Annotated in this window: 7 protein-coding genes and 1 pseudogene; 7 read left to right on the forward strand and 1 reads right to left on the reverse strand. The window is 46.0% G+C overall.

Annotated elements, in window-relative coordinates; translation table 11 throughout:
- Nucleotides 1–87 precede the first annotated feature (87 nt).
- The 4 genes from M3085_RS06340 (at nt 88) to M3085_RS06355 (ending at nt 7,350) form a co-directional block, all read left to right on the forward strand.
- Entirely contained in the window at nt 88–4,500 is a 4,413-nt protein-coding gene (locus tag M3085_RS06340; RefSeq protein ID WP_249052549.1) for a DUF5113 domain-containing protein, read from the forward strand.
- Between the two features lie 16 nt (nt 4,501–4,516).
- On the forward strand, nt 4,517–5,242 hold the full coding sequence (locus tag M3085_RS06345; RefSeq protein ID WP_178256574.1) for a DUF5932 domain-containing protein: 726 nt from the start codon (nt 4,517–4,519) through the stop codon (nt 5,240–5,242).
- The gene (locus tag M3085_RS06350; RefSeq protein WP_249052550.1) at nt 5,232–5,933 is read left to right on the forward strand and encodes an AbgT family transporter; all 702 of its coding nucleotides are present in this window, start codon (nt 5,232–5,234) and stop codon (nt 5,931–5,933) included. Before M3085_RS06345 ends, M3085_RS06350 begins: the two co-directional genes overlap by 11 nt.
- Before the next feature lie 313 nt (nt 5,934–6,246).
- A complete protein-coding gene (locus M3085_RS06355; RefSeq protein ID WP_191709510.1) occupies nt 6,247–7,350 on the forward strand; it encodes a TlpA disulfide reductase family protein in 1,104 nt (367 codons plus the stop codon).
- Between the two features lie 329 nt (nt 7,351–7,679).
- On the opposite strand, the gene M3085_RS06360 is transcribed toward M3085_RS06355, so the two are convergent.
- The gene (locus M3085_RS06360; RefSeq protein ID WP_249052551.1) at nt 7,680–8,438 is read right to left on the reverse strand and encodes a hypothetical protein; all 759 of its coding nucleotides are present in this window, start codon (nt 8,436–8,438) and stop codon (nt 7,680–7,682) included.
- A gap of 136 nt (nt 8,439–8,574) precedes the next feature.
- On the opposite strand from M3085_RS06360, the pseudogene M3085_RS06365 reads away from it, so the two are divergent.
- The 3 genes and pseudogenes from M3085_RS06365 to M3085_RS06375 all read left to right on the forward strand — a co-directional run.
- A pseudogene (locus M3085_RS06365) lies at nt 8,575–10,161 on the forward strand (efflux RND transporter permease subunit); the annotation flags it as partial.
- A 592-nt stretch (nt 10,162–10,753) separates the two neighbouring features.
- The gene (locus M3085_RS06370) at nt 10,754–12,046 is read left to right on the forward strand and encodes an MFS transporter (RefSeq protein ID WP_249052552.1); all 1,293 of its coding nucleotides are present in this window, start codon (nt 10,754–10,756) and stop codon (nt 12,044–12,046) included.
- The gene (locus M3085_RS06375) at nt 12,043–12,624 is read left to right on the forward strand and encodes a bifunctional nuclease family protein (RefSeq protein ID WP_191709506.1); all 582 of its coding nucleotides are present in this window, start codon (nt 12,043–12,045) and stop codon (nt 12,622–12,624) included. The genes M3085_RS06370 and M3085_RS06375 overlap by 4 nt, the downstream gene beginning before the upstream one ends.
- Nucleotides 12,625–12,640: the final 16 nt, after the last annotated feature.

Consider the following 12,640-nt stretch of genomic DNA (forward strand, 5'->3'; position numbering starts at 1 on the left):
ACCAACACTGAATGGAGGGAGGTTGTATCTCGTCAGAGTTTCTGATTCCGATACAATCTCTCTTTCTTTATATATATTAGGACTTATATGATAGTGGCTAAGTATGTTTGGAACTTGCTGTGTGCGGCGGTGGTGTGCGGCGCACTGCTTCCGGCGTGTGGAGGCAGGGGGGAGGCAAATCGTCTTGCTGCGGAAACCGACTCGCTGAACCGTCAGGCATACGAGGTACGCTATAAAAATCTGGATGCCTCGTTGCAGGCGGCAAAACAGGCATTCCGCTTGTCTGCCGATTATTCCGACGGACGGGCGGAGGCGTTGAACAATCTGGCTTTCTGTGCTTTCATGCAAATGGACTTTGAACACTCTGCACGCCTGTACCGCGAAGCTGCCCGCACGGGAAGAAACGAAATCGAACACCTGATAGCCGATGTGGGCATGATGAAAATTTGTCAGCGGACATCAATGAACAAAGAGTTCTACGACTATCGCAACCGTGCTCTTCACCGCATGAAACGCATTGACGAAGACCGCTCCTCGATTACCGATGAGTGGTTACAGAAGCGGTTGAATTACGGAATATCGGAGTTTTATATCGTATCGGGCATCTACTATTATTATTTGCAGCAAGACAAAGAGGCGCTGGAAGCCATTAATGCCATCCCCGAAGAGATATTGTGGGGCGATACTTCCCAATGGCTTTACTATCTGTATATGCGCGGTTCGGGGGGAATGTACGAGGCCGATTCGCCGGAAAAAATTGTGTTGGGCGAGCTGGGCTATCTGCTCGACTGTCTGCAAGCGGGTCACGTAGGCGGTTATGTTTATTTCGAAGCCAATGCTATGCAGGCAATAGCCGAGTTGCTGAATTTCAGAAGCAACCGAAAATTGGTGGAAGAAAAACGTTCCGGACTGCTGCGGCTGATCAACCCCGATAACATAGAGCTTGACAGCCTTCCGCTGCGATACGCACGAAACGCCTTGCAGTTGTTCAAACGTTACGGCGACTGGTATCAGATTTCAGGTACTTATCGTACGATTGCCACTTATTATAACCATGCCGGAAAGCCTGAAAAGGCCTTGGCGAATTTGAAAAAAGCATTGGATTACGTAAACCTCCACCATGAAAAATATTACCATTGCGAAGATACACTCGACCGCCTGCGCACGTTTGTGCCTAATGCGCCCGCATCGGTAGAGCTTGCGTGGATAAACGATGAAGGAATCAAAACCGTTCCGGAGTGGATAGCCCGCCTGCGCGAACAGTTGAGCCGTACTTACGCGGCGATGGACTGCAAGCAGGAATCGGATTACAACCGGAATGTATATCTGGATATTCTGGACTATACGCGCCAAGACAAAGAGCTGGAGAGCCGCTATCAGACGCTGAAGCACGAGTCTCGTTTGCTGAATGCCATGCTGATGCTCGTGGTGCTAAGCCTTATCGTTCTGACCGCATTGTTTATCGGACTGAGCATTTACAGAAAAAAACGGAATACCCTTTATCTTCAGAAACTGAAACACCTTTTGACGCTTTGCCGGAAAATAACCGGGGGAGTTCCTGCTGATGCGGCAGACAGGGATGAGGTGAAGGATGCCGTGCTCAGGGCGGTAAAAGATGATTTGTTGCAAATGTTTGGTGCTACCGGCCTGCATGTGGTGTTAGACAGCGAAGAATCAGCGGAAGAAGATGTGTCCGAAACGAAAAACAAGTTGACTTTTGAATTGGTATCTCCCGGCAAGCAAAAGCCGGTGGGAAAACTTTTCCTGTTCCGTTCCAAGAAGTTGCGAAAGGAAGAAGAAGCATATATCCGCCTGTTGCTTCCCTATCTGGCATGGACGCTCGAAAACGGAATGAATTTCGTATTGCTGAGCGACGAACGGAAACGATTGGAAAAAGAACTTTATGCTCACGAGCAGCGACTGGCGGAATATAAGTGTCAGAACGAAGTAAAGAAAGCATGTCTTTCCATTGTTACGGGGATATTGCCCTACATCGACCGTACGGTAAACGAAATACACAAATTGCAGTCGTTTGCTTATGCACAGGCAAAAGACGTTCGCCGGGGAAAGTTGGATTACATCAGCGAACTGATAACCAAAATCAATGAATATAACGACATCTTGGCTTGCTGGATCAAAATGAGACAGGGCGAACTGAGCTTGAGCGTAGAGAACTTCGGTTTGGATGAACTCTTTTCGGTAATAGCAAAGGGCCGACGTACTTTTGAACAGAAGCACCAGCAACTGACGGTTGTGCCTACACAAGCCGTGGTGAAAGCAGACAAGTCGCTGACCTTGTTCATGATAAATACGTTGGCAGAGAACGCCCGGAAATATACGCCCGAAGGTGGATGCATCGAAGTAAAAGCCGAAGAAACCGATACTTATGTCGAGATATCAGTAACCGATAACGGGCCGGGGCTGTCTGCTGATGACATTTCCCTGATATTAGACAGTAAGGTTTACGATTCATCGTCAATAGGTCTATCCACGGCTACAGATGCTTCCGGTCTGCGCAAACAGAAAGGGCACGGATTCGGGTTGATGAACTGTAAAGGAATTATTGAGAAATATCGTAAAACGAATCCGATTTTCAATGTTTGTTTGTTCAGTATCGAAAGCAAATTGGGAAAAGGCAGCCGCTTTTATTTCCGCTTGCCTAAAGGAATCCGCAAAAGCATAGGCGTGGGACTGCTGTTTCTGTTCTCGTGGATGGGTACAGCCTGTTCCGGTCAGGCGGGAGACAAGACTGCGGCTGCCCCTGTAATGGAGTACGACAGCTTGCTGGTAAAAGCCAATAATTACGCTAATTTAGTTTACGACTGCAATGTAAATGGGCGTTATCAGGAGGCATTGATGCTGGCAGACAGTGTATTCCATTATATGAATACGCATCACGCTCATTACTCAGGCAGTCGCACTCCCATGCTCAGCTTATACAGTAAAAGTGAACCGGCAGAACAAACATGGCTGGCTCAAGGTTTTGTTACCGATTACTACATACTGCTCGATGTAAGAAACGAAGCCGCTGTTGCAGCACTGGCAGTAAAAGATTTTCGTGTTTATCGTTATAATAACAATGCCTATACTGTACTATATAAGAAATTAAGCAAAGACACCTCGTTGGAAGAATATTGCCTCCAGATGCAGCAATCGGCAAATAATAAATGGATTGCTTTAGTAGTGTTTATTCTTTCGGTGTTGGCGTGTCTTTCGGCGTATTATGTACTTTACGTGCGCAGGCGACTGTATTACCGCTATAATATGGAGCAGGTATTCGCCATAAACCGAGCCATATTTTCCGCTTCGGCAGCTTGGAGTGAGAAAGGTGAGTTGGCTATACGTCCTGAACAGTTGACCGGTATATTCGGCGAACTGAAAGAGTTGGTTCCTATCGATAATATGGTCTTGGCAGCGTATGACGATGAATCTCACTCCCTGCGCTATACTTATTGTTTCCCGGAAAAAGAAAACCAAAGTGAGCCTGCCGATTCTGTTCAGCAATGTTTCGACAAACAAATTCCGCAATGGACGGAGAATATCGGATGGAGTTGCCTGCCGTTGTGGATAGAGTCGGGAGATGAAAAACGAAGCATCGGCGTACTGGCTCTGAACCTTTTCCGTCCGTTTACCCGTGAAGAAGACCGTTTGGCGGTAGAGCTGGTAACGGGTTATCTGAGTGTTGTGTTATATCATACCATTATTCAGGTGCGGCGTAAGTACAGCGACATTGAGTTGGCGGAAGACGATGCGCGGCGCTCCCGATTCGAAGAAAACCAACTCCATGTTCAGAATATGGTGCTTGACAACTGTTTGTCTACCATCAAACACGAAACAATGTATTATCCGAATCGCATCAAGCAGATATTGGAGCGGATGGACGACGGACTTCCGGAAGCGGAAACAGATACCCAGCTTGAAGCGATGGCAGAATTGGTTGGCTATTATAAAGATGTATTCACACTGCTTACCGCTTGTGCGGCACGCCAGTTAGATGATGTAACTTTCCGCCGTTCGGAAGTAAAGGTGCAGGGCTTGGCGGAGTATGCCGGGAAGTATCTGAAGAAACTGATACGGAAACAGCAGGTAGAGATACAAATGGAAGTCGACTGTGAATCGCTGACGGTAATTGGAGACGAAGTCTTATTACGCTTCCTTCTTGCCAATTTGCTTGAGGAGGCAGTGCGATATGCTCATCCGGGCAAACTGAAACTTTCGGTACGGAACGAGAACGGATTTGCCCGTTTTGATTTTACAGACTGCCGACGTGTCTATACGCAAGAAACCCTGAACGCTTTGTTTTATCCCGATAAATCGCGTATGTGTCCGGCGGGTAGCAGTGGTACACTTGTAGGGACGGAATACTTGGTATGCAAACAAATTATCCGCGAGCATGACGATTATGCCGGACGTCGCGGATGCCGCATCAATGCTTCGCTGGCAACAGGGGAGGGCTTTACCGTATGGTTCACAGTCCCGCTCAGTCAGAAACGAATTTAATCAGATGTTTATAGATATGGAAAAGAAGTTTAAAGTAATCATAGTAGAAGACGTTAAGTTAGAGCTGAAAGGAACGGAGGAGATTTTTCGCCATGAGATACCCAATGCCGAAGTGATAGGTACGGCTATGACCGAAGCCGACTTTTGGACGTTGCTCCAAACCTGTACGCCCGATTTGGTGTTGCTTGACTTAGGTCTGGGAGGTTCCACTACCATCGGCGTAGACATTTGTGCCCGTTTGCACCGCGAACGCCCGGAACTGAAAGTGCTGATATTTACCGGGGAGATTCTGAACGAAAAGCTGTGGGTAGATGCACTGAATGCAGGTGCCGACGGAATCATACTGAAAACCGGTGAGCTGCTGACGGCAACCGATGTGCAGGCGGTAATGGACGGCAAGAAACTGGTCTTCAATTATCCGATATTGGAGAAGATAGTAGAGCGTTTCAAGCAAGCGGTGGAGACAGAACAGCGTCGACAGGAAGCCATCATCGAGTACGACATCGACGAATACGATGAACGCTTGCTGCGTCATTTGGCTTTGGGGTATACGAAAGAAATGATAACCAATCTGAAGGCAATGCCTTTCGGAGTGAAGTCGATTGAGAAACGGCAGAACGACTTGGTAAACCGTCTGTTCCGTCCCGATGAGCGTACCGGTGTAAATGCCTGCCGTCTTGTAACGCGGGCTTTCGAACTCCGCATTTTGGATATAGATAATCTGGAACCCGATGAAGACTAAAGGTTTTATCCGACTTGCCTCATGCTATATGCTGCTTACGCTGGCTGTGCTTTTCGTATCGTGGATTGGAAGCATTTACGACTGGCAGGGCGTTCAGAATCTGCTGAGTCCGGAAGGGCTCCGGTGGGCGCTCCGCAGCCTTGCCGACAACTATCTGCACTCGCCCGTACTGCTTCCGGCATTGATTCTTTTCTTCGGGGCCGGACTTTGGGCAGATTCCGGCTTGGGGCAGTCGCTGTGGAGAGTCTGTTCGGGCAAGCACAGTCTTTTCCGTAAAGAGCGGCGCGGACTATGGATGGCGCTGGTGGTGGGAGGTATCTACGCTGCCGCCTGCGGAGTGCTGGCGTGGGGGCCGTGGGGAATCGTGCGCAATGTCATCGGTACGTTAGAAGATTCTCCGCTGGCGAAAGGGATATGGTGTGTCATCTCTTTAGGCATGTCGCTGATGGCGATAGTCTATGCCTGCGTAGCCGATTATTATCGCTCGGACAAAGACATCGTTCGCGGCATGTCCTGCCTTTTTGTCCGCCGCCCCACCTTTTTCGTCACGTTGTTTTTTGTCACCCTGTTCTTTTCTGCATTAGATTATACGCACCTTCTCGCCTGCGTCGGAGTTCCCGACGGCGTGTTCCGCACCGCCTACCTCGTTTGTTCGCTTCTTCCCCTGATTGAATCGCCGGAAAGAAAGTAAGAGCAAAATTTAATAGGCTCTAAGAAACTGTTTTGAATTTATCGTGCGATGATTTGGGATGAGTTTTTGAGGCATTTTCGCTTCTGTGATGAGGAAGATAGCGGGCTATCTGACGAAGAACAGAAGCGGAAAGGACTAAAAAATCGCTCAAAGCACACACGAAAACGAATGCATCAAGACGAGAAAAACTTTTTGGAGAAATTCAAAACAGTTTCTAAACTTTCTGTAATCTTTTTTTTGTTTCATCTGAAAGCGTTATATTTGTTCGCGAAATGAAATATTCGCTAAATGTAATTTTTAATAGATAAAAGCAATGAAAAAAACAGTGTTAATGGCAGTAGCGGGATTAATGTCGCTGGCTGCTTGTCAGAATCAGACGGGGTATACTGTCAAAGGAACAGCAGAAGGAGTTGCCGATGGAGAATATGTTTACCTGCAAGACTTCGTAGACGGAAACCTCGTTCCGGCAGACTCGGTGGAAGTGAAAAACGGAACATTCGAATTTACTTGTACACCCGATTCATTGATTAAAGTACGTTATGTGACTTATGCCACGGATAATAGCCGCATGGTTGCTACTTTCTTTTCTGAAAACGGAACGATCAATGTGGCGCTGAATCCGGAAGCAAGCCGCGTATCGGGTACTTCGTATAACGACCTTTTCCAGAAGATTATGGACGATTACATGGCTTCAAGACAGGAAATGAATACCATCTGGGAGCAAATGATGAAGATGGACTCTACGCTGACTAAGGCACAGCGCGACTCGATGAGCCAAGTGCTCGACAAGATGGATACCGAAAACATGGATAAGATGTTTACTACGATATCCGATAACGTAACCAACCCCGTTGGCGTTCATCTGTTGGCTTCGTTCGGTTATGCTTTCGATGCCGTGAAGGTTCAGCCGCTGTTGGCTCAAGTTCCTGCCGGATATGCAGCCGATAAAGACCTTGCAGCCTTGAAAGAATACGTGGAAACGGTGGTAAAAACATCCGTAGGGCAGAATTACATCGATTTCGCCATGCCTACTCCCGATGGTAAAGAAATTAAACTTTCTGACTACGTTGCCAAGAACAAATATACCTTGATTGATTTTTGGGCAAGCTGGTGCGGTCCTTGCCGCATGGAGATGCCCAATGTGGTAGCCGCTTATGCCAAGTACAAGGCAAAAGGACTTGAAATCGTAGGTGTTTCGTTAGACAGCAATCTTGAAAGCTGGAAGAAAGCAATTAAGGATTTGAACATTACATGGCCGCAGATGTCTGACTTGAAGGGATGGAAGAGTGCAGGTGCAGGCTTGTACGGCGTCCGTTCAATCCCGGCAACGGTGCTGGTAGACGGACAAGGCAAAATCGTAGCCCGCAATTTGCGTGGAGAAGAATTGGATGCCAAATTGGGCGAACTTTTGAAATAATCATTTATAGAAATACATCACATCGCTCAGCCAACCGATTCGTCAGGAGTCGGTTGGCTTTTTTTATGTTTTTCGGTGGCAAAACGCTACCGCTTGCGTCATTCAGCGCTACCGCTTGCGTTCCATACTTCTATTCGATAAACCCCTTAACGCTACCTATAGAATTTTTTGATACGTTGAGAGCCTGTTTTACTTTATCGGAAAATTTAAACGGTTCTAAGATGACGATTTTTCAGCTTGCTTATCAGGAGGAGTTGCTTGTTTTTAAGATAAAAATTGTATACATTTTTATGGATTTGTACAGCGTTTAAGCAGGCTTTGATAGGTTACTATTTGAAATCAGAGTTGAACCATTGTCTGTTATGTTTATAGATGAAAACCTGCTCTTCTCTTCCTTTGGTCTTATCCCGCAACCACAGTAAAGCATTTTTTGGCGCATTGAATGTTATATGCTTGGATGTAGCGGCTTTTGTCCCTAATGATTTCCATCCGTCAGGTCCGTCTTGATATAACAACTCATATACATCTCCTTCCCATACATAGTTGTCGTCGGTTCTCGTGACGTAATAAATACTTCTTATCGATTGCGGTCTTTCAAGAGCAAACACCAAAGGTTCTATGATGCCTTCCGAAGTCAGGTATAAGAAAGATAATATGTCTCCATCTGTAACATGTTCAATATAAGGGAGAAGCGTGACGGGTTTCATGCGTATTTCTTTTTCAAGCGAAGTGTCTTCATATAGTTTGATTTCTGCAACTTGCAATATGCCTGTGGGAGGTACATATCTTATGTATCGCACAGGATCTGTGTAATTGCTTTCCCATACTTGGAACGTATAGTCTATGGTGTCTTTTATTTCTGCCATAAGTTTGGGATTAGAAAACTTTATGTTGTTATCGCCTTCTATCCGTGCCCCTATCTGTGAATATCCCCACGCAGCAACTCTCGGTATCAAAGCCATTTTCCGGCTGAGTACCACTTCTTCACAGTTAGCCGTGTCCGGAACAAATTCTTCAACCTGACCGTTTGGGGTAAGCATAAAAGGATAGCCTGCGGGTTGTATTTCGCTGCCTAATTTTACCGGCATATATATTATAGCGGGTTCAATATTATTGAAATGTGCCATAGTTCTGTTCTTTCGGACACCTTCTCCTATGACTTGCCATCCATTGACGGAGAATACGGAAAGCCCTATGGGAGATTTATCGTAATCGGTCAGATTAATGCTTCCCGAAAAGATTGAGCAGGCGGAAGCGAAAGGCCGATGGGCGGAACTGTATAACAAGGTGTTCGACAATGCCACTTACCGCGAGGACGTGAAGCCGGTAGTCGACAAGGCATTGGGCGGAACCCTGCGCCTGTTCGTGGAGAAAGTATATAACGGCAGCTATTTCGGGCGCGACGAGAGTGAAGTGGTGCTGTCGGTAAACGCCACGTTGCCCAACGGAAGCACGCTGGAGCAGATGAACACGCTGGTAAAAAGGATGGAGACTTTTCTGAGTGAGTTTAAGGAGATCAGACAGTTCCAAACATCCATATACGATGCCCGTCATGCTTCCATCCAGATCTTTTTCAAGAAGGAGCACCAGCACAGCGGTTTCCCCTACGTATTGAAATCGAATATCATAAGCAAGGCACTGACGCTGGGCGGCGGAAGCTGGAGCGTGTACGGGTTGCAGGATCAGGGATTCAGCAACGACGTCCGCGAGTCTGCCGGCAGTTTCCGGGTAAAGATGTATGGCTACAATTACGACGAACTGAATCATTGGGCGGACGAGATGAAGAAGCTCCTGCTTGCCCACCGCCGTATCAAAGAGGTGACGGTCAACTCCGAATTTTCTTACTGGAAAGATGATTACAGCGAGTTTTTCCTGCAGTTCGACAAGGAACGTATGGCAAAGGAGAATCTCACGGCGGAAGAGCTGTTCGCCGTGCTTCAGCCCGTTTTCATGCACGGGCAGGCAGTGGGGACTATCGTTTACGAAAACCGTTTGGAGTACCTCCGGCTTTCTTCGCGCCAGAGTACGGATTACGACGTGTGGAGCCTGATGGAAGTGCCCTTCGTAATTAACGGGAAATCCTATAAACTGTCCGATTTCGCAGTCGTGGCTAAGGAGCAGGCACCCAAGAAGGTGGCGAAAGAAAACCAGCAGTATGTGCTTTGCCTGCAATACGAGTACATCGGTTCCACGGAACAAGGCAGAAAATTGCTGAAGAAAGATGTGGAGATTCTCAAGGCGCGTCTGCCGATGGGGTATACGGTGGAGATACAGGACTACTATTGGAACTGGGGTGAAAATAACTCCGGGCAATACTTGTTGCTGCTGATAGTGATAGCCATCATCTTTTTCATATCGGCTATCCTGTTCAACTCGCTGAAGCAGCCTCTGGCAATCATATTCGTCATCCCGATTTCGTACATCGGCGTGTTCCTAACCTTCTACCTGTTTGGGCTGAATTTCGATCAGGGCGGTTTTGCCGCATTCATATTGCTGTGCGGCATCACGGTAAACGCCAGCATCTACATCCTGAACGAGTACAACGCCATCCGCAGACGATACCCGCTGCTGGACGAACGCCGTGCCTACACCAAAGCATGGAATGTAAAGATAATTCCGATATTCCTGACAGTAGTGTCCACTGTGCTGGGCTTCATTCCCTTCATGATAGGAGAGGAGAAAGAAGGCTTCTGGTTCCCGCTTGCTGCAGGGACAATCGGCGGGCTGGTAATGTCAGTCGTCGGAATCTTTTTCTATCTCCCCATCTTCTCTTTAAAAAAAGTGCGTAAAGGCATACCCCGTCGGATATGATTCAGAGCCTGAAAAACGCTACCCATAGAACCGATGGACACTATGGGTAGAACCGGGCAACACTACCGTTAGAAATGACCAACGCTAACGGTAGTGTTTTTTTTGATATAACAGCAGGAAAAATTCCCTTGTATATCAGGTAGAAACATTAAAATGAGATTCAATGTGATTCTGACGGTTTCACGCTGTGTTTTGAGGACATCCTGATTGGCAAGGACGTTCCTTTGGTTCTTTGTTGTTATATGTATGCTATTTGTATTCCAAAACAAAGTAATAACGATTGGTTTAGATGATGGTAATCGTGTAAAGATTCAGCAATAGAAGCGTCTGTTTCGTCAATAAAGTCAACTTTCTATGTCTTGAATTATGTCTAACTCACGTTAAATAGCTTCTCTGTTATTGAAACAAATTATACTATAAGGAAACATTATTCAAAAAATTGCGTATATTTGTTTGTTAGAAACTGTCGGATTAAAAAAATACGGATTTTGATAACCAATTATTCCGATGGAATAAGGACAATGCGTGTTTGTTTTTGTAGATTTTAATGCGCGTTTTGTGCGCTTGCTTGTAATGAAAAAGTATTAGCTATATGAATATAAAAGTACGTTTGATTGTAATGAATTTTCTGCAATTTGCAGTGTGGGGAGCTTATTTGACTTCGATGGGAACTTATCTTGCCCGGGTAGGGTTGGGTAATTATATTGGGCTTTTCTATGCGATGCAGGGAATTGTATCTTTGTTTATGCCGGCTATATTAGGCATTATTGCCGACCGCTGGATACCGGCTCAGCGTTTGTTAGGAGTCAGTCATTTATTGGCAGCGTTGTTTATGGCGGGTGCGGGGTATTACGGACTGACGGCGGGCAATGATGTTTCGCTTACCGTATTGTTTGCATTTTATTCCATGAGCGTGGCTTTTTACATGCCTACATTGGCTCTGTCCAACTCGGTGGCATATACTGCGCTTGATAAGGCCGGACTTGATACTATCAAATCTTTTCCTCCGATTCGTACTTTTGGAACCATCGGATTTATTTGTTCGATGTGGCTGGTAGATTTGCTTGGTTTTCAAGATAATTACATGCAGTTCTTTACATGTGCCGCGTGGGGAGTAGTTTTAGCAGCTTATGCTAATACTTTGCCCGATTGCCCGGTAAATCGGGAAGCCGGCGAAAAGAAATCGCTGGTCGAGGCATTAGGCCTGCGTGCTTTTCTGCTGTTTAAAAATAAAAGAATGGCGATATTCTTCGTTTTCTCCATGTTGCTGGGGGTGTCTCTCCAGATAACCAACGGATTTGCCAATCCTTTCATAACCAGTTTTAATGCACTGCCCGAATATGCCGATACCTTTGGTGTACAACATGCCAACTTGCTGATTTCTATTTCACAGATTAGTGAGACTTGCTGTATTTTGTTGATACCTTTCTTTTTAAGTCGTTTTGGTATCAAGAAAGTGATGCTTATAGCGATGGGGGCATGGGTATTACGTTTCGGATTGTTCGGACTGGGCGATCCGGGTAATGGAGTCTGGATGTTCATTCTTTCGATGCTGGTTTATGGAGTGGCTTTCGATTTCTTCAATATTTCAGGCTCTTTGTTTGTCGAGAAAGAGACCGACTTGTCTATCCGCTCAAGTGCGCAAGGGTTGTTCATTATCATGACAAACGGTATAGGCGCTACCGTCGGTACGTTGAGTGCTCAAGCCGTAGTAAATTATTTTGTCGATTTCGACAGCTCTCTGCCTCAGGTTGAAGGCTGGAGCAGTGCGTGGTTTGTATTTGCTGCTTATGCGTTAGTGGTAGCTGTGGTTTTTGCTTTTGTATTTAAAGATAAATATGAACATATCAATAAAGTTTCTTCAAAAGGAGAGCAAGTAAAATGAAAGAAGTAGAATTAAAGTATTTGGATATGTCAACAGTATTGAAGCCATCGGACGCTTATGCTGTTGTTTTGGAAGAAATCGGGGGTGCACACCGTAGGTTGGCTTTAATTATCGGAACTTGGGAAGCTCAAGCGATTCGGGTTGTACAGATGCCTTACCGTATGCCTCGTCCGTTTACGCATGATTTGATTTTAGATATTTTACACGAAGAAGGTATGTTTATCCGTAAAGCCTTGATTTATGAGGTAAAAGATGGTGTGTACTATTCGTACCTTTATATTACGCGCTCAGACAATACTGAATTTAAAATAGATGCCCGTACCACTGATGTCATATCTTTGTCGTTGCGCAAGATGTTTCCGATTTATGTGTATGAAGATATTCTGGAACGTGAAAAGTTGCGCGATTTGATGTCAGACCAAACGTTTGGCTTGACGGTGAACTCTGTTGATATGAAGATGCTGAAAACGGCATTGGAGGAAGCGGTTAGCCGCGAAGATTATGAAACGGCTTCGCAGTTGCGCGATGAAATCAAGCGTAGGGAAGAGACCGATACGGACGACGAACAGACGGAATGATTTTGCACCTTTAAAT

This window comes from Bacteroides caecicola (assembly GCF_023337095.1).
Classification (GTDB): Bacteria; Bacteroidota; Bacteroidia; order Bacteroidales; family Bacteroidaceae; genus Phocaeicola; species Phocaeicola gallinarum.

What these genes read in the sequence shown, in the direction of transcription:
- M3085_RS06375 (WP_191709506.1), top strand. Translation starts at nt 12,043, where the DNA reads ATGAAAGAAGTAGAATTAAAGTATTTGGATATGTCAACAGTATTGAAG.
- M3085_RS06345 (WP_178256574.1), top strand. Translation starts at nt 4,517, where the DNA reads ATGGAAAAGAAGTTTAAAGTAATCATAGTAGAAGACGTTAAGTTAGAG.
- M3085_RS06355 (WP_191709510.1), top strand. Translation starts at nt 6,247, where the DNA reads ATGAAAAAAACAGTGTTAATGGCAGTAGCGGGATTAATGTCGCTGGCT.
- M3085_RS06340 (WP_249052549.1), top strand. Translation starts at nt 88, where the DNA reads ATGATAGTGGCTAAGTATGTTTGGAACTTGCTGTGTGCGGCGGTGGTG.
- M3085_RS06370 (WP_249052552.1), top strand. Translation starts at nt 10,754, where the DNA reads ATGAATATAAAAGTACGTTTGATTGTAATGAATTTTCTGCAATTTGCA.
- M3085_RS06350 (WP_249052550.1), top strand. Translation starts at nt 5,232, where the DNA reads ATGAAGACTAAAGGTTTTATCCGACTTGCCTCATGCTATATGCTGCTT.
- M3085_RS06360 (WP_249052551.1), bottom strand. Translation starts at nt 8,438, where the DNA reads ATGCCGGTAAAATTAGGCAGCGAAATACAACCCGCAGGCTATCCTTTT.